Genomic DNA, 16,612 nt, shown 5'->3' with positions numbered 1-16,612 from the left:
GTGTGCTGTTTTGCGGCGCGATTTGCGCTCAAAGCTTCGGCCTGCTCGATCATCGGGGTATCCAGCAGCAACGACGACCATTTAACTCGAAGGGTTTTCAGGCCGAATGTTGAACGCTATGGCATGCGATATAGAAGGACACCTTCGGAGAATTGCTCCGACAGCCAGCGCTCCAACGGTGGAAGCCATCACGGTCAAAACCCGGTTGCTGGCATGGGCTTTAGTCCACACGACGGAGATAGAGGCCAGAAACTGCGTCCAGCGCGACCCGGCCCTCGTCTGTCTTTTCTGTCCGATTAATGCTCATAACCAACACGCTGCAATCGTCCTGGTCGTCACTCGCCTCTCTTTTCCCCGTGCCCATGAAGGCGATCTGTTGATCGCGATTTAATTCGGCCCAGAAACCATCGGTAGCTACAACAAGGCTGCCCACTGATGCGTCGATCTTTTCAATCGTCGGCGCGACGAATTCTTTGGCGCGGAAACTGCAGGTCAGACGGTGGCGCGTCCGGGACTTTGCGATGAAGGCACGCACATCATCACCCGCGGCGGAAATCTCGGCGAGGAGTTCCTCGCGGCCATCGACTATCAGGAGAAGATCTTCCGCATCCCGGCTGTAGTAGAGGTCGTCATTGCCGCGCCCCTGGAAGGCTTCAAGTTTGGTCGCCACGAAGATAGGAGGCGTCAGAACCCTGATTTCGAGCCCATCATCGAAGGCGTGCGGTTGGGCGGTATCGAGCCCGGTCGTGTACCAGCGATTGCTGAAGCCAAGTATCTTTTCATCATCGGGCATGAAATCAACTTTAAGAGACCCAAGCCGCATGCGGCAGATCACGGCCTCGTCCGCGGCCTAAACAAAGCCAAGCGCGCGCAGTTCGTCCAGGAGACTGACCCATTCGGCAAGTCCGGCTAGATCGACAATCAGATCGATGTCATCTGTGGATCGCACTCCCTCAAGTGTCACGGGATCGGTGATGAACAATGCCGTGGTACATCCACCCACGAATACCAGTCGATTCCGAAGATCGTCGCCAAGGGCGACTGCGACCGTCTTCAACATCTCCAGCAATTGCGTACGTATCTCGGTCATTTCGCGAGCAGCCTTGATTTGAGGTGATCGCTCGCAAGTCCGGCCTCTCTTTGGTTGCCGAGCCTGATGGCATCGACCAAGGCGAGATACTCATAGAGATGTTGATCCTTCAAGGCTGCCTCAGGCACGGTTTTGAAGAGGGGATTAACGGATTGCCCCATCTCCTTGCCGGACGCGTAAGGCCACACATAGTTGAAGCTTCCCCCGCTGATGAGTAGTCCTTCAAGCATCGGTGCCGCAAATGCTGTCGGGATGCCTCGCTGCATTGCTCCGGGATTTGCGGGAAAGACGAATTTCAGCCCATGGACGATGAAATTGAATAGATTGCGTCGGTGTGGCCGTGGCTCATTCTTGGCATTGTCTTTTCTGGCAATGCCGGAGGCGACGCTTCTTTTGATGGATTGGGCAATTTCGGTCTTGCTAATGCCGGTAAGGCTCTCCAGATTACGAACCGCATAGGGATCTCCGCCGATTGACTCCAATCGCAGTTGGTCGGAGCCCTTTTCCAGCTCCTGATCCTGCAAGCTGATCAGTTTCAGCAGGACGACAATATCCTGACTTTTCATCTCATTCGTCCTTTGTCCTAGGACTGAGGACAGTCAGCGAGCTTTTCTTATTTTGTCAAATATAATCAATGTCATTTCTTAAGGGCCGGAATTGGAAGCCCACTCTGGCCGCGACGATATTGTCGACATCGCACGATCGCTGGCAAGAGCGGGGCGGTAGGGAGCTGAGTGGGTCGATCATACCGTCGTCGAGGTTATGAACGACGCTACTCATCCGAAATTGGGCAGGACCAACGGGGTTTCACTGGTCCTTGGAACGCACAAGCGCGCAGCGAAAAATCAGCCTATGCTCCTATCGCGGTTGATGCTTCAGCCCGTGGGCCGTGTATCCGCACGCGCCGAGCCGCACAGATGCGAAGATCATGTCGATTGGCATTTAAGCAAACCGAGCAATACTGAGGCCATGACCAGGTAATGAGGGGCGCACCGGGGCGGAAATCAAAAGGCACGCAAGCACGTCATTGGGCAACCTTGACAACGACGCGACGGCGAATGCAATCTGGTCGCACTCTGGTGGGTGGGGAGGCTGGAATGGCCGAACGAGACACGGCTACCGGTACGCTCGCTGCGACGGCCCCTCCGAAAAGCCGTTCGTGGTCGTTCCACCGTCCGTCGCTTTGCCCAAGGGCGGCGGCGCCATCCGCGGCATCGGTGAGAAGTTCGCAACTAACCCGGTGACGGGCACGGGTACCCTGAGCGTGCCGCTGGCCCTGAGCCCTGGCCGCTCGGGTTTCGGACCTTCGCTCGCCTTGGCGTCATGGCCGTTGAGATAGACGAGATCGAAGGCACAAAGGATGGCGTCAGAGGCCCGGTTGCCAGGCGTCTTGCCGGAGGCGCCTAACGACTTTCAGCAGCCCGAAATCCGGTCGCCCCTCGCCGTCAAGCATCACGGCCTCGCTATCGATGGCCATCGTCGCCGGCCCAAGCGCCCGGGCAGCTTCAGCAATTGCCGGAAACCGATGCGTCCAGTCATGGCCACGACGGGTCAGGATCCTGACGCCTTGCGGTTCGATATGCACCGCCAGGCGGTAGCCATCYCATYTCAGCGAGCCGCCAGACCCGAGAGCAAGGGTTCCTTCAGTGCTATTGGCTCATTTCACGGCTCATAACKGTTGAGCTTTTAAGATGGCTGTTTCGCGCTGATCAGCGTGAAAACAGGCCGCATCCGATTCCTTTCGACTGGCCGTGCTCGAGGAAGAGAACAGGCAGACCAAGCGTTTCGGCGAGCGCAAGACCACGTGCTTCGCCGAGAACCATCATCGCCGTCGCCCAGGCGTCGGCGCTCATACAATCGCAGGCGATCACGGTAGCGGACGCGGGMGGATGCCTGAGCGGCATGCCRAGGTGCGGGTCCATGGTGTGCGACAGACGGCGGCCGYCGACATCGATCCAGTGCCGATAGTCGCCTGACGTYGCAACGGCGGCATCTTCTAGCACGAGGACGGAATGCGCGGCACGCGTTTCCASGTTTGGCATTTCGACGGCGACGGTCCAGCCGCGACCGTCGGGCTGTGTGCCAAGCGCTCGCAGTTCGCCGTCGATGGCGAACAGGCCGGCTTCGATACCGAGCTGGCGCGCAGCCCGGGTCAGTTGATCGACGCCATAACCCTTAGCGATGCCATTGAGATCGAAGCACATCTCTGAGTGCTTGCGGGCGCGTCCGGCGGCCTTGTCTAGCTCCAGAACATCATAGGCSGGGCTGCGTCTCGCTAGACGGGCGGTCTTGATCCGGCCCTCGCTTGCGTCCGCCGGGCCGAAACCCCAGGCGGAGACGGCGTCACCCATGCCGATATCGAAAGCGCCGCCCGAGGCCTGGCCGATTTTAAGACCCGTTCCCAGCACAGTAAGCAGGCTGTCGGGCAGAGAAACCCATTCACCGGGCTTTGCGGCACTCAAGCGGCTAAGGTCGCTTTCAGGCCGCCAGGTGGACATTTGTTCGTCGACTTCCGTCACGGCGTCGGCCATCGCCTTGCGGGCGCGGTGGACATCGAAATCCGATGGCATGTGAAAGAGGGCTGACCAGCGCGTGCCCATAGTCGGACCGTTCATCGCGTAGCGCGTCATGTCAGTACACGTCCTCGGCATAGCGACCATTGGCTTTCAGGACCGCGAGGTTGAAACCCTGTGGCGCGAGAATGTCGGCGAGCACGGTTGCAACAGCCGCCGCCATGTCCCGACTCCCGCAGATGAGAACCTGACCGCCCGCAGCGATAAGCTTGCCGATTCGCTCGGCATCCTTGCACAGGATATCCTGCACATAGACCGGGTTGGCGGTTCGCGAGAAAGCGGTCGAGACCGAGGTCAGCCGGCCGTCCTTGTTCCAGTTGGAAAGTTCCTCCGCGTAGAGCGCATCGCTAGCTGGATGGCGGGTTCCGAAATAGAGATGCATGGGACGGCATCCCCGGTTTCCGCGGGCAAAGCCGGCTAGCGGACCGATCCCCGCGCCAGCGCCGATGAGGATGACGGGCTTGCGTCCGCGCGCCGGACGGAACGCCGGGTTTGGACGCACGAAGGCCGCAATAGTCTCGCCCGGTTCCAGCGCGGTGAGTTGGTTGGAGCAAAGCCCTCCGACTTGCTTGCGGACACAGATTTCGAGAAAGCCATCTTTCATACCGGAAGCAAGCGAGTAGAATCGCGGCAGATCCGAGCCTTGTGGCACGATGCCGATCAGGTCTCCGGCCTCAAACCGCGAGAAGCCCTTGCCCGTTAGACGCTGCCAAAGCGATATCTTCGGAAGGGCAAAGCGCAGGATGGCGGTTGTCGCCTGTACGCTTGCTCCATAATCGCGGCGAGATATGAGCGGCAATCTCCAGGTCTTGGGAGCGGTCGGTTGGTGGTTCAGCTCGAAAACGAGGCCAAGCGTTTCAGCCAGGCGCCGCCCCCAGCGGGCGAAATCCTGTGGCGATTGTCGATCTACCGTGTCGAAGGGGCTAAGGACGGCCCAGCCCTTGTCCTCAGCGATCCTCGCGATCTCGGTGGCGAAACCGCAGAAGGCCGGGAAGCTGCGATCGCCGAAACCGAGCACGGCGAGCGGCAGGCCGGGCATTGCCGGCACACGCTCGAAGCGTTCGACGAATTCCTTGGAGGCTGCAGGCGCCGTGCCATCGCCATAGGTGGCGGCGAACAGAATGACACGCCGCGCCTTTGGCCAGTGGGCCGGCTCGAAATTGGACATCGGGCCGACATGAACGCAAAGACCCTGTGCGGAAAGAGCAGTCTGCAGCGTATTGGCGAAGCCCCAGGTCGTTCCGTTCTCACTGCCGACTAGCAGGATCGTATCGGCCTCGTCGGCGGCAACCGAGGCTGCCTTGGGGTTGCGGCGCCCCCTCAGCCAGACAATCATGCCAGTCCAGCCAAGGACGGGTACCGCAAGCGCAGAGAACCCGAGGACGAGCCCAAGCCACGCCACGCCGCGCCCGGTGTGCAGCATGGTCATGAGGCGCGTGACCTTGTCGACCCAGCCGGCGTCAGACCAAGCCAGCAGCGCACCGTTGCCCTGGTCGATGTAAGCTTCTCCTCCTGTTATCTTGAGTGTGAAAACGTCCGTTGAGTCGCCGGTGGCAGGGAAGTTAAGCGAGAGCAGGTCATCGACCATAGTCTCTTGAAGCAGGGCGACAGAGGTAAGGGCCACGCCGGTCTTGCCGCTGACGTTGGCCGGGAAGGCCGGCGCATTCGCGCCTTCCGGCAATAGCCCGAAAACAGCAGCCGTCATCCAGAACGCGGTGAGCGCGGAGAGGAAGAGGCCGGGCAGGGCAAGGCGTGAGACGACGGCGTGTAAGCGTCCATCGCCGTAGCCGCGAACGGATGTCAGGACGGACCGCCAGCCGCCGGCGCGCCGCGCCATCAGGAATAGCCCGGAGATTGCAAGGGCAAGCACAACCGCTGCACTGCCAGCAGTTATGAAGCGTCCGGGATCGTCCAAGAAAAGCGAACGATGAAGATTGGTCAACCAACGCTCCAGCTCCGAGGTGCCGGCGCTGCCGACCGGCTGGCCAGTGGCAGGGTCGATGACAGCGGAGGCGGGTTGGTCGCCTTCGTAGTAATAGGCGGTGATCCGCCCAGACGGCGCGCGCCTGATCTGTTCGACCGTAGGTTCTGACGCCTGGACTCGCGTGGCGAGTTCCGCGACGCTGATACGCTGCGCCGCAGGTGTGGTGAGCGCCTCTGCGGCTGGGAAGATCGAGAGTGCGGCGCCGCTCAGCGCGACGACGGTGAGAAGGACGGTAGCGATCAGTCCGAAGCAGCGGTGGAGCGAGCGACTCATAACAGGCGTCCCTTCTCCTCAACGCACGTAGGTGAAGGCGGCGATGTAGCGCGTACCTTTCACGTTCTGGCCCGAGCCGCCCGACGTCAGCGGCACCACGATCTCATTCGGACTGTCGCGCATGTCCTCCACGGCGGAATCGATGTGAAGCTGATAGCCGGCATCGAACAGCGTATCGGCAAGGTCGACCGTGACCTTAAGCGAACGACCCGCCCCAACGCTGGCGCCCGTAATGCCGTTGATCTCGCCGATGTCACCGCCGGTGGCACGGTACCAGCCGCCGAGATGCTCGTAGTATCTAGTCTTGCCGCCCGCCATCCAGAGACTGCCGACATACTTGCCTTGCGCATCGGTGACGTAATAGGCAACGTAGGCGCCATCGCCGCCGTAGCTGCGCATGTTGGTGGTGAAGGTCACCTCGCGGGCCATGGCGAGGCCGGGAACGGTAAGGGCCGTAGTGACAGCAAGCAGGGCAATGAAGGACTTCATTCTCATCGATCGTCTCCTTGGTCGGACTTGGCGGTTCAGTTCGTCTGGGCGCGCGGCTTGGAGCCAGGCGTGAACAGGCCGTTGCTAGGCGGGGTGGCGTTCTGCTGCTGCAAGACGCCGCCTCGACCGCAGGAATTTTCATCCTCGTCTTCGCAGTCGTCGGCGGCGTAGCGGCCATTGTCGTCGTGACGGAGGCGATGTTCCTGGTGATCATCGTCCTCGTTCTCTTGATACCCGGCCAGTATGGCCCCGGCGGTCTTCGCTGCGGGGAACGGCATCGCGAGACTGCCCAGGGGGGCGAGAAAGCCTATGCCGGCGCACGCGGCCAGAAGAAGTTTGCGGTATGTCATAAGTGATCTCCAGTTGGGCATCTGACGGGGATTTCGGGCTGATCAATTGCGTCCTAAGCTGACCGCCACCTGACAATTGGCGCGACAGCGCTTCAGGTTCCCGTAAGCTGGCGGGTGGACTACGGGGCCAAAGAGAGGCAGAGAGGAAAGATTGCGATGCGGGTTCTGCTGATCGAGGACGATACGGCGCTTGGTGCGGCCATTCGCGACCAGATCGCCGCCGATGGGCATTCCGTCGATTGGGTCAACCGGCTCGACCAGGCAGGCGATGCGATCGTTGCGGCTGCCTATGATCTGGTGCTGCTCGATCTGATGCTGCCCGATGGGCTCGGCGTTCCCTTCCTGAAGGGATTGCGCGGGCGGGGCGACGTGACGCCGGTTATGATCCTAACAGCGCTCGATCAGGTCTCTGACCGTATTGCCGGACTGAACGCCGGCGCTGATGATTACATGGTGAAGCCCTTCGACCTTGCAGAACTATCGGCCCGCATCGGATCGGTGGCGCGCCGTTATGCCGGCAACCCAAATCCGAACATCACGCTCGGTCCGCTCGCCATCGATCTCGCGGCCAGAAGCGTCGCGTTGAATGGCAAGCCCGTTGCTCTTACGGCGCGAGAATGGGTCCTGTTTGAGGCCTTTCTGCAACGTCCCTCCCAGCTCCTATCAAAGGCACAGCTCGAGGAGCGGCTCTATTCCTTCGATACGGAAATCGACAGCAACGCCATCGAGGTCCATGTCAGCCGGTTGCGCAAGAAACTCGGCGCTCATGTGATCGAGACCGAGCGCGGCCTCGGTTATCGGCTGGGGCAACCGTGAAGATCGGCGCTTCGCTTCAGACGCGCCTGGCACTTGCCATCGGGCTTTCAGTGACGCTTCTGTGGTTGGCGGCGGCGGCGCTCACGGCGCACCGGCTTGGCGGGGAAATGCAAGAGGTGTTCGACGACGGGCTAAAGGCCACGGCGCTGCGCGTTTTGCCAATTGCTCGGCACGACCTGCATGAAGGCGACGGACGTGGCGATCCTGTCGAACATGATGGTAACGAGGAAGGCGACGATGGCGAGAGGCGCATCGGGCGCGAGGCGCGATATGGCGAGGACGTAACTTTTGTCGTGCGYGACCGMAACGGGARGGTTCTTCTCGCCTCCGCAGGYGCGGATGCCTCCATCTTTCCGCCGTTTGTCAAGCCGGGTTTTCTGCGCACCGAAACGCACCAACTCTATTACGATGCTAGCGTCGATGGCGGCCTGACGATTGCCGTTGCCGAACCGCTSGATCGTCGYACGGAGCTTTCCCGCAAGATGCTGCTGGGGCTTCTGCTGCCGTTGATCGTGATGATCCCATTCAGTCTTCTCGCAATCGTTCTGGCGGTGCGCCGTTCCTTGCGCCCTGTACGCTTGCTTCGACAAGAGCTTGCCCGCCGCGGTGCGCAGGACCTGTCGCCCCTACCAGATGGCGGTCTGCCRAGCGAGCTTCGCCCGATCTCGGCRGGCGTCAATCARTTGCTGGACCGTCTGACGGCGGCGTTCAATGCCGAGCGCGCCTTTGCAGCGAACGCGGCGCACGAGCTGCGCACGCCGGTTGCAGGCGCGATCGCGCAGGCTCAGCGCATTCGGACTGAAACYGGCGAGGAATTRACGGGCCAGCGGGCAACRGAGATAGARACCACGCTGAAGCGACTGATGCGCACGTCGGAAAAGTTGATGCAACTCGCCCGCGCCGAAGGAGGACGGCTGCAAACAGACGAGCCCTCCGATCTGAGACCTGTCCTGGAGATGATCGTCGAGGGTTTCACGCGGACTGGAGAGGGACGGATCCTGCTGACCCTTCCGGAAGAACCGGTTCTTTCCAGGTTAGACCCCGACGCCGTTGGCATTCTGTTTCGAAACCTGATTGAAAATGCGCTGAAACACGGGGCTCAGAATGGTTTAGGGCTTGGGATTCTCCATCGTAAAGGCAATCGCCGACCGCACAGGCATGAGTTTGAAAGTCGTTTCCCCGAGGCCGCTCAAGCATGAAGGCGTACAGATCCAGGTAACGCTGCCTCTCGCCTGACTTTCGCGGGAACCGACAAAAAGAGATGGATAAAAGAGCTGCTGGCCCCGATCGAGTTTTGACCTTCAGGAGGCTTCAATGGTATGCAAAGAAAGCTCGCCTCCCCGGTGGGCGTCGTGCGGTCAGAGCGTCTCTTCAAAAGAATGACCCAGATAGTGCGAACGAGGGTATTACCCGGCTGAAACTGAAGAGATATCCTCGAATTCCTTGCAGGCGGGCGTTGCTTGTGAGAGGGGCTGTGCGAGGCTGATCCTCAGAACCCATCATCCTTGCATATCCCTTCTAAGGCCATACTGCGACGGCGGCCGCGCCCTCTGCGTCGGATATGGTCGGCGGCGCCTCGATCGGGGCCACTTATGTGCTGCATGGTGACAACCCGACGCCCCCCGACACGTTCGCTATGATAGACCGGGACAATTTCCATAATTTCGAGAGTTCGAAATCGATAGGTTACTCCATAGGAAACTAGGCGTGGGCAAGTTTTCGGGTTCCGACCACACGGGCGAACTTCAATCCACCATCGCTACTATTGGTGTGATGGCTGCGGCAGTAAGACCAGCGTGTGGTCGAGGATGTTTTGTGCGACAATACCCAAGACGATGGGCTGCCATGAGGTGCACGATCACAGGTCAACGACAGCCCGGGCGACTGCGCCTTGAACAGCTTCTGCTGCCGACCTTAAAAGCTGAAGGATTATAGCTGCGAAAGCGCCTTGTCGACGCGCTCGCGAGCCTTGTTCGGCAGCTTTCCGGACTTGATAGCCTCAAGGTTTGCGGGGGTGTCACCCACCACCACAACCTCGACCATGCCCATAGAAAAATGCGGCGTGCACTTGATCACGTAAGCTCCCGGTACGGTGAAGGTCTGCTTCAGGTTCTCATTGACCTTGCTCTTGAAGGCTTCGGCGCCTTCGGGAATCATATCCTTTACGGTTTCGGCATTGTGCCCCTTGTCCATCGGCACAAAGGTCACAGTGTCGCCCGGCTTGATCTTAGTGAGTGCGGGCTCGAATACCATCACTCCGTCGGCCCCTTTGTTCATCATGTGAACCTCGAAATCGGCAGCTGCAGCCGGAACAGCGGTTGCCGCAAGCATAGTTGCCGCGGTCAGATTTTTCAGAAGGCGCATGATCACGTACTCCTCTCGTGGTTGGTTGTTTGAGCTAGGGAAAAAGCGAGCGCGAGCCGTCGCGCCACCTCAGGCTCACGTTTCGAAACGGTGATGGCCGCCGTCCGCCCGGACGAGGTCGACCTGCACGTCTGGTCTGCGGTCAATCACCGATCGAATACTGGTCTCGTGCATCAAGCTGAATGCCGTCGACAAAGCATCTGCAGTGGTCGCATTGTCGGCGATGACCGTCACGCGCCTGTACAATGCAGCGGCTCCTCCGGTGTGAGGGTCGAGAATATGACCGAAGTGCTGTGCCTCATCGAAATGGAAGCCCGTCGCACTCGAGGTTGCGACTGCCTTGTTGGTGACTTCGAGAACCACGTCGGGAGACTCGTCCTGTCGCTCTGCGAGGCCGATCCGCCACGGCGTACCATTCTCCCTCGAACCTATCGCACGGCTTTCTCCCATGTCGACCAGACTGCTAGTCACCCCGGCCCCTCTCAGCAATTCCACGATCCTGTCCGTGATGTAGCCTTGGGCAATGCCATTCAAAGTCACTGCCATCTTAGGTCGGGTCAGGATAATGCGATCCCTATTGAAATCGATGCCGTCGAAGCCCACGGCGTCGAGCGCATTTCTGATCTTTTCGGCCGACGGGCCGGAGGGATCAGCTTCCGGCTGCATGAAGTGGTCGCGATATAAAGACCACAGTGGCTGCACAGTGGGATCGAATGCACCGCCGCTCATGGTCCAATATTCCTGGCAGGAGCCAAGCAAGGTCACCAGATCACGCGGAGGCGCGACCAGAGCACGGACCCTGTTCAATTCGGACAACGAGGATTCGTCGCGATAGAGACTGAACACGGCTTCCAGCCGGGCAACCTCGGCAACGACCGCATCGATCAACCGCGTGGCATGAACCTGGTTTTCGTGATTTAGAATAAGCGTTGCCGGTGCGCCGAGGGCTTGCCCGCTCCACCTGATGACTGTCGCCGTAGGTTCCGCACTGGTCAGAAGGGGCAAGCCCGCCGTTGCGGCGATAATCGCAATAGCCCGGCGGCGAGTGTATCCTCTAGCCATGACCATGCCCTTCCAACTTCTTCTCGGGGTTTGTGGGGGTGGTCGTGTCGGCATCGGTACCGCCTGAACCCAGCACGTAGGCCTGAGGGACATCACTGAATGCGACGACACGCCCGCCGTTCTTGACGGAAAATTGCCGTGCCGCTTCCTCCGTGGAGAAGGGGACCGCCTCTTCCGCCCCCATGCCACCCCGCACGGAACTACTGATGACGTAAAAGGCCTTTCGTGCGTCGATCCAGTTCGTCTCACCTGGCCTTTCCCAACTCGGTGCCTTGCTCATGTCGGATACATAGATTGCCGCGATGTCCTTCGGCTCTTCCGGTAGCATTGTGAAGGCCAGCGCGTCGCGGGCAGACGAGAACCAGATGGGTTCGGCGACTTGTGCATCGAGAATGATCTGGCCTTTCGGCCCGGGGTGTTCGAGCACGTTCATTCCGCAGTACCTGCCCACCGCTTCCGACGTCAGCGCGAACGGCGGCGGAGAGGCCCGTTGCTCCTCCCTGCACCCTCCAAGCAAAAAGGCCGACAGCAGTATCCCGACCACAAAAGCGCGTGTCATAGCTCCCTCCTCGAAAATACGACCGCGGCAAGCACGAGCGGCAATATGGTCCACGCGACAAGCGCTACGATCATCAGTACGGCGTTAAGTCCGGAATGCTTTGCGACGCCGCCCAGGCCGGAAAGAGCGCTTGCGTCTCCAGACCCGAGGTTGAGCATCCGGTAGACGTCGGTTGGATTGAGCAGCAAAAACGTGTCCAGAAGACCGGAGGGAAGAGCGTGCCCCGCAGCCGCGACGAGTGCGCCGAGCAACGCCATGTCATAAATCAGGACGAATAGTAGCCAGATTCCGATGGCTATGCCGCCCGCCGTGCTCCGCTCGCTGACAATCGTGCTTGCCAGGTATCCGATAGCGACGAACACCGCACCCAAAAGCACGGACGACCCGATCATGGCGAGAAAGGCACGCCAACTGGCGGCGTCAATGTCAGGACTTGTGATCGCGAGGGCTAATGCGGCGGCACCGTAGCCGCAGAGTGTCGCGAAGGCGAGGATGGCGACATGCCCGAAAAACTTGCCGAGAATAACCTGATTGCGCCCGACCGGATAGCTTAAAAGCAGCTGCATGGTGCCGCGTTCCATCTCGCCCACGATCGCGTCGTGCGAGAGCAGGAGCGCGATCAACGGCACGAGAAAAATGGTGAGGCTGGATAGACTGACGATGACCACGTCGAGCTGGTTGACCCCGACGTTACCCGTCGGCGCGCTGCCCAGCGCAGTGAGGGTGAGCGCCAATGCTGCAAGGAGAAGTGTTGCCCCGAGCACCCACCGATTGCGCAATCCTTCCAGAATTTCCTTGCGGGCTACGATAAGGATGTTCTTCATTCGGCCGCCTTCCGCCCGCCAAGGAAATGGGCATAGAGATCGTCCAGTGTCGGCTCTACGAGGTGCACCCCGGCTACCTCCGCAGGATTGGCCGTGACCTCTCGAAGGAGTGCGACTTTGTCTTCCACCGTCACCTCGGTCTCGACCGTGTCGACACCTGTCTTCCTCCAGCCACTTCCAAATTTCCAGTCGACCGGCGAACCACCGCCCGCAAGTTTCACGCTTACGCGGGTGGGCAAATGCGCAAGGGTTCGCAAAGTTTCCAGCGATCCATCGGCGACCTTCACGCCTTCGTTGACGATCACCACACGATTGGCGCGTCCTTCGAGTTCCGTGAGCGCGTGCGAGGAAAGAAGGACCGTGGTTCCAGCGGAGCGCAGTTCGTGCAGGATATCGTAAAATCGTCGGCGAAGAGCCGGATCGAGGCCGCTCGTAGGCTCGTCCAGGAGCAGGACCCGCGGCTGGCCAAGCAGCGCCTGTGCCAGACCAAGTCTCTGCCGCATGCCCTTTGAATAGGTCCGGACCGGACGGTCGGCCGCAACCGCAGCCAGTCCAACCCGCTCAAGAAGCTCCGGCACCACGGAAACCTCAACCCGTTTCAGTCGCGCGTAGAAAGCCAGGGTTTCCCGTCCCGTCAAGGCCATGTGAAAGGATACGCTTTCCGGCAGGTAGCCGAGCCGCCTCCGAACCTCAAAATCGCCCTTGGCTGGGTCTTCGCCGAGAACAAGCACGTTGCCCGCGGAGGGGCGGATCAGGCCGAGCATAAGCTTGATCAGTGTCGTCTTGCCGGCTCCGTTGTGGCCGACAAGCGCGACGGTTTCCCCTTCGTTGAGCTCGAAAGTAACGTCCTTGACCGCCTGGACGTTTCCATAACGCTTGGCGACGCCTGAAATTGCTGCCGTCGGTGCGGTCATTGCACCGGCTCCTTTTGGGGGGGAGGTGCCATTAGGGGATGGCTGTCAACGACGCCCCCCGGCAGTAAGGCCGGGAACTGAGCCTGAGCCCAGCGGATGACCTGGACTGCGGGGCTGGTGGCCAGCACCTTCGCTTGGGGAGAGGTCCACATCACCTTGTCCATGACATCGTTCGGGCGGTAGGCGTTGTCGGCGATCCCGTCTCCATCGAGGTCGAACGCCGGATTGTCGCTCCAGTAGTTGCCACGGCCGTCCGCCGACCAATCGAGATACCGGGTTCCCACGTATTTGACCTGAGTGCGATTATTGATAAAGGCGTTTTCGCTCATAGAGTTGCCTTCTGATCCGGCCGTAAAGTGAATACCGATCGAACAACCTTCAAACCTGTTGCCCCTCAGTCGGTTGTTGTTGGCGTTGTAGATGAAAACGCACTTCTCCGGGCCCAGTCGCTCGCCCGAGAGGCTGACGTCGGGGATCACTGGACTATCGTCTGAAGGCATTTTGTCAGTGGGGTCGCGGTTCCCGGCCGTTGTCCAGCGGCTCTGGGGCTGCATCCGCCCGATGACGGTGTTCTCCTCAATCTGCGATCCGTTGGCGAAGTTCAGCACGAGGCCATGATCGCGGTCTCCGTCAGACACATTGCCGATGATTTTCAGCTTGTTTGAGAACATGAGCGCGTAGCCGACTGCGTTCCCAGAAGACGTGTTGCCGCTGATCTCACTGTTGTTGGTGTACATGTAGTGAATCGCGAAACGAACGTCATGGAAGTTGTTGCCGCTGAACACATTGCGCTTGCTCGCGATGGTGAAGATGCCATCGCGGCCGAAGCTGACGTCGTTGCCGACGATCTTGGCACCCGGTGCATTCCAAACCGCGATGCCGTTGCCCAATTCGCTCAGGTGGCCCCTCTTCAGGCCGATGACCGTGTTGTTGCGGACCAAAGAATCGGTCGCCCCGTGGACGTAGATGCCGTAGAGGTTTCCAGTGACCTTGTTCCGTTCGATGAGCGCACCTTTCGCGTTCTCGGTCGCGAACACGCCCGAGTCCGCGCCTTCGAGGTTCGTGCCCGATCCGCTGATCTCAAGGCCCCGGAGAACGACGCCCGCCGCGTCTATGGTAACGACGGTGCCTTTTCCGTCGCCTATGATCGCAGCCCCCGGCTCCCCTTCCACCGTCACAGGCTTGACGATCTTCACGGGACCCTTGTGCTTGCCTGGTTGCAGGGTAATGCGGTCCCTCGGCGATGCCGCCTCTAGGATCGCTGCCAGGTTATCGGCAGGTGTGACCATCCGCTCTGCGGCCTCGGCGGGGATGGCGATGGCGACCCAGAACGCCACCATCGCTATGATCGTCACGCGCACCATCATACCGACTTAGGTTCGACCATCATGCGACCTTTCATTTCCATGTGCATCGCATGGCAGAACCACGTGCAATAATACCAGTAGACACCGGGCTTGGCCGCCTTGAAGGTCACCGATGCCGTCGCCTGCGGCCCGATCTCCATGTTGATGCCGTAGTTGACGATGCAGAAGCCGTGCGTCAGGTCCTCGACCTCGTCGATATTGGTGACGTATACGGTCACCTCGTCGCCCTCCTTGACGGTGAAGGACGTCAGCCCGAACGCGGGAGCCGCGGACGTCATGTAAACCCGAACCTTGTCACCATCGCGAATGATTTCGGAGTCCACCATGAGGTCGATATTGTCCTTTTTGGCCTGAGCGACTGCGTCGGCGAAGAATGGGTCTTCGCGCTTCCACACATGGAGCGGATTGATCTTGGACGCATGCACGATCGTCGCGTCGTGCGGCTCGGCGAAGGAGGGGCCGTCGTGAACGAGCACCATTTCGTCGCCCGAGATGTCAATGAGCTGATCGCTCTCCGGCTTCAGTGGGCCGGCGTTGAGGTAGCGGTCCTTCGAGAACTTGTTGAGCGAGATGAGCCACTTGCCGTCAGCCTCCTTGGTCTGACCCATCGAGGAGTGGTTGTGTCCCGGCTGGTAGTGGACGTCCAGCTTCTGGCGGATAGGATTGACCTTCTCGCCTTTGAACGCCCGAATGGCGTCCTCGATGTTCCACTTGCACACTTGGCTGTCGAGGAACAGCGTGGTGTAGGCGTTTCCCCTCCCGTCGTAAGCCGTGTGCAGCGGCCCAAGCCCAAGTTCAGTTTCGGCGACGACTGTGTCGCGCGGCTCGATCTTGTCGTCGAAGAGGTCGTCGAACTTGCGCACGTCGAACACCGTGACGGTCGGTGAGAGCTTGCCGTTGGCCACGAAGTGGATGCCGTCCGGGGCCGTGTTTATACCATGGGGACTGTTCGGGACCGGAATGTAGCGGGTGTACTTCGAACCGTGGGAGCCATCGATTACTGGAACGCCGCCGATTTCCTTGAAGTCACCGTTGGCGACCGCTTCTTCGATGCGTTTGAGGTTAAACACCACGACCCAGTCCAGGTCCTTGCTCATCATCTCTTCGAGGGTCACGCCGCCCTCTGAGTTGTAGCAGGTGGAATAGCAGTACTTGCCTTGATAGTCGGCATCGACGTTGTCGAGGTTGCCGTCCACGATGACCTGCCAGGCGACTTTCATCGTCTCGCCATCGACCGCGGTGAAGATGGAGCGGTACTGCTTCGGATCGYCCAGTACTTTGCCGTCGTTGGGGATCGGGACACCGTCTTCGCCATTGCAGAACACGTAGCCGGTCTTGGGGAACTTCTGGACGCGCAGGCCGTGCACGGTGTGCTGGTTTGGAAGCTCGATGATCTTGTCGCACTTCATGACGTCAAGGCGAATACGGCAGACCCGCGTGTTGGACTTGTCGTTGGCGAAGAGATAGCGGCCGTCGTAGGTGCCGTCCGTGAAGGATGGGTGCGGGTGGTGAAGGTCACCGTTCTGGTAGACGCCACCGCGGTCTTTGAGAAACTCCACCGTCTCCGGCCGCATGTTCTCCGTAAGCACCTTCAGGCTCTCGTTCGTCTGACCCCATCCCGTGGCACTGCAACGGTTGAACACAGGAATGCGCATGATTTCGCGCATCGATGGAACACCGACGATGCGGACTTCGCCTGACTGGCCGCTCGAGAAGAAGGTGTAGTATTCGTCGAGCTCGCCAGGTTTGACCTCCCACTTTGCGCGTTCCTGGGCCATCGCTGGAGATGCCCCACCCGAAAGGCCCAACGCACCGCTGGCCGTCGCCGCTCCTGCGGCCGCAGCCACGGCAGTGGTCCCCAGCAGTTGACGTCTGTTGAAAAGGGGCAGGTTTTTGTCTTCATTCGACATGGTATTTGCCTCCTGGGGTGCGGCCCGCATACGTCGC

General features: G+C 60.1%; 16 protein-coding genes and 1 pseudogene. 2 read left to right on the top strand and 15 right to left on the bottom strand.

Going from position 1 to position 16,612, the window contains the following annotated elements:
• Positions 1 to 220 precede the first annotated feature (220 nt).
• The 8 genes and pseudogenes from AC1DE4_RS13435 to AC1DE4_RS13400 form a co-directional block, all read right to left on the bottom strand.
• A complete protein-coding gene (locus tag AC1DE4_RS13435) occupies positions 221 to 835 on the bottom strand; it encodes a hypothetical protein (protein WP_477881605.1) in 615 nt (204 codons plus the stop codon).
• Positions 836 to 850: 15 nt separating this feature from the next.
• On the bottom strand, positions 851 to 1,090 hold the full coding sequence (locus AC1DE4_RS13430; protein WP_477881603.1) for a hypothetical protein: 240 nt from the start codon (positions 1,088 to 1,090) through the stop codon (positions 851 to 853).
• The gene (locus AC1DE4_RS13425) at positions 1,087 to 1,656 is read right to left on the bottom strand and encodes a hypothetical protein (RefSeq protein ID WP_477881601.1); all 570 of its coding nucleotides are present in this window, start codon (positions 1,654 to 1,656) and stop codon (positions 1,087 to 1,089) included. Before AC1DE4_RS13425 ends, AC1DE4_RS13430 begins: the two co-directional genes overlap by 4 nt.
• A 739-nt stretch (positions 1,657 to 2,395) precedes the next feature.
• A pseudogene (locus tag AC1DE4_RS13420) lies at positions 2,396 to 2,702 on the bottom strand (ATP-dependent DNA ligase); the annotation flags it as partial.
• 97 nt (positions 2,703 to 2,799) lie between these two features.
• Positions 2,800 to 3,720: an FAD:protein FMN transferase gene (locus AC1DE4_RS13415; protein WP_477881599.1), complete on the bottom strand. Its 921-nt coding sequence runs from the start codon at positions 3,718 to 3,720 to the stop codon at positions 2,800 to 2,802.
• Between the two features lies 1 nt (position 3,721).
• Complete coding sequence (locus AC1DE4_RS13410; RefSeq protein WP_477881597.1) at positions 3,722 to 5,920, bottom strand: PepSY domain-containing protein; 2,199 nt, start codon at positions 5,918 to 5,920, stop codon at positions 3,722 to 3,724.
• An 18-nt stretch (positions 5,921 to 5,938) separates the two neighbouring features.
• The gene (locus AC1DE4_RS13405; RefSeq protein ID WP_025662080.1) at positions 5,939 to 6,409 is read right to left on the bottom strand and encodes a DUF2271 domain-containing protein; all 471 of its coding nucleotides are present in this window, start codon (positions 6,407 to 6,409) and stop codon (positions 5,939 to 5,941) included.
• A gap of 35 nt (positions 6,410 to 6,444) precedes the next feature.
• Positions 6,445 to 6,759 carry a hypothetical protein gene (locus tag AC1DE4_RS13400; protein WP_477881595.1) on the bottom strand — a complete coding sequence of 105 codons (315 nt, stop codon included), beginning with the start codon at positions 6,757 to 6,759 and terminating at the stop codon, positions 6,445 to 6,447.
• Between the two features lie 156 nt (positions 6,760 to 6,915).
• Between AC1DE4_RS13400 and AC1DE4_RS13395 the strand changes: the two genes are divergently transcribed.
• Together AC1DE4_RS13395 and AC1DE4_RS13390 are read left to right on the top strand one after the other, a co-directional pair.
• Entirely contained in the window at positions 6,916 to 7,575 is a 660-nt protein-coding gene (locus AC1DE4_RS13395; RefSeq protein WP_169682996.1) for a response regulator transcription factor, read from the top strand.
• Entirely contained in the window at positions 7,572 to 8,774 is a 1,203-nt protein-coding gene (locus tag AC1DE4_RS13390; protein ID WP_477881594.1) for a histidine kinase dimerization/phospho-acceptor domain-containing protein, read from the top strand. Before AC1DE4_RS13395 ends, AC1DE4_RS13390 begins: the two co-directional genes overlap by 4 nt.
• Positions 8,775 to 9,504: 730 nt before the next feature.
• Here the strand turns inward: AC1DE4_RS13390 and AC1DE4_RS13385 are convergent.
• From AC1DE4_RS13385 to nosZ, 7 genes are all read right to left on the bottom strand, one after another.
• A complete protein-coding gene (locus AC1DE4_RS13385; RefSeq protein WP_477881592.1) occupies positions 9,505 to 9,939 on the bottom strand; it encodes a pseudoazurin in 435 nt (144 codons plus the stop codon).
• A 75-nt stretch (positions 9,940 to 10,014) separates the two neighbouring features.
• Positions 10,015 to 11,001 (bottom strand): FAD:protein FMN transferase, encoded by a 987-nt coding sequence (locus AC1DE4_RS13380; protein ID WP_477881589.1) that lies wholly within the window; start codon positions 10,999 to 11,001, stop codon positions 10,015 to 10,017.
• Positions 10,994 to 11,560, bottom strand: coding sequence for a nitrous oxide reductase accessory protein NosL (locus AC1DE4_RS13375; protein ID WP_477881587.1), 567 nt, complete (start codon positions 11,558 to 11,560; stop codon positions 10,994 to 10,996). Before AC1DE4_RS13375 ends, AC1DE4_RS13380 begins: the two co-directional genes overlap by 8 nt.
• A complete protein-coding gene (locus tag AC1DE4_RS13370; protein ID WP_477881585.1) occupies positions 11,557 to 12,384 on the bottom strand; it encodes an ABC transporter permease in 828 nt (275 codons plus the stop codon). The genes AC1DE4_RS13375 and AC1DE4_RS13370 overlap by 4 nt, the downstream gene beginning before the upstream one ends.
• Positions 12,381 to 13,298: an ABC transporter ATP-binding protein gene (locus tag AC1DE4_RS13365; RefSeq protein ID WP_477881583.1), complete on the bottom strand. Its 918-nt coding sequence runs from the start codon at positions 13,296 to 13,298 to the stop codon at positions 12,381 to 12,383. The genes AC1DE4_RS13370 and AC1DE4_RS13365 overlap by 4 nt, the downstream gene beginning before the upstream one ends.
• Positions 13,295 to 14,662 carry a nitrous oxide reductase family maturation protein NosD gene (locus tag AC1DE4_RS13360; RefSeq protein WP_477881795.1) on the bottom strand — a complete coding sequence of 456 codons (1,368 nt, stop codon included), beginning with the start codon at positions 14,660 to 14,662 and terminating at the stop codon, positions 13,295 to 13,297. The genes AC1DE4_RS13365 and AC1DE4_RS13360 overlap by 4 nt, the downstream gene beginning before the upstream one ends.
• Positions 14,662 to 16,575 carry a TAT-dependent nitrous-oxide reductase gene (gene nosZ, locus AC1DE4_RS13355; protein WP_477881581.1) on the bottom strand — a complete coding sequence of 638 codons (1,914 nt, stop codon included), beginning with the start codon at positions 16,573 to 16,575 and terminating at the stop codon, positions 14,662 to 14,664. The genes AC1DE4_RS13360 and nosZ overlap by 1 nt, the downstream gene beginning before the upstream one ends.
• Positions 16,576 to 16,612 lie beyond the last annotated feature (37 nt).

The sequence above is a fragment of the Rhizobium sp. 10N414 genome, from assembly GCF_056394785.1.
This window is presented reverse-complemented; position numbering and strand designations above follow the sequence as displayed.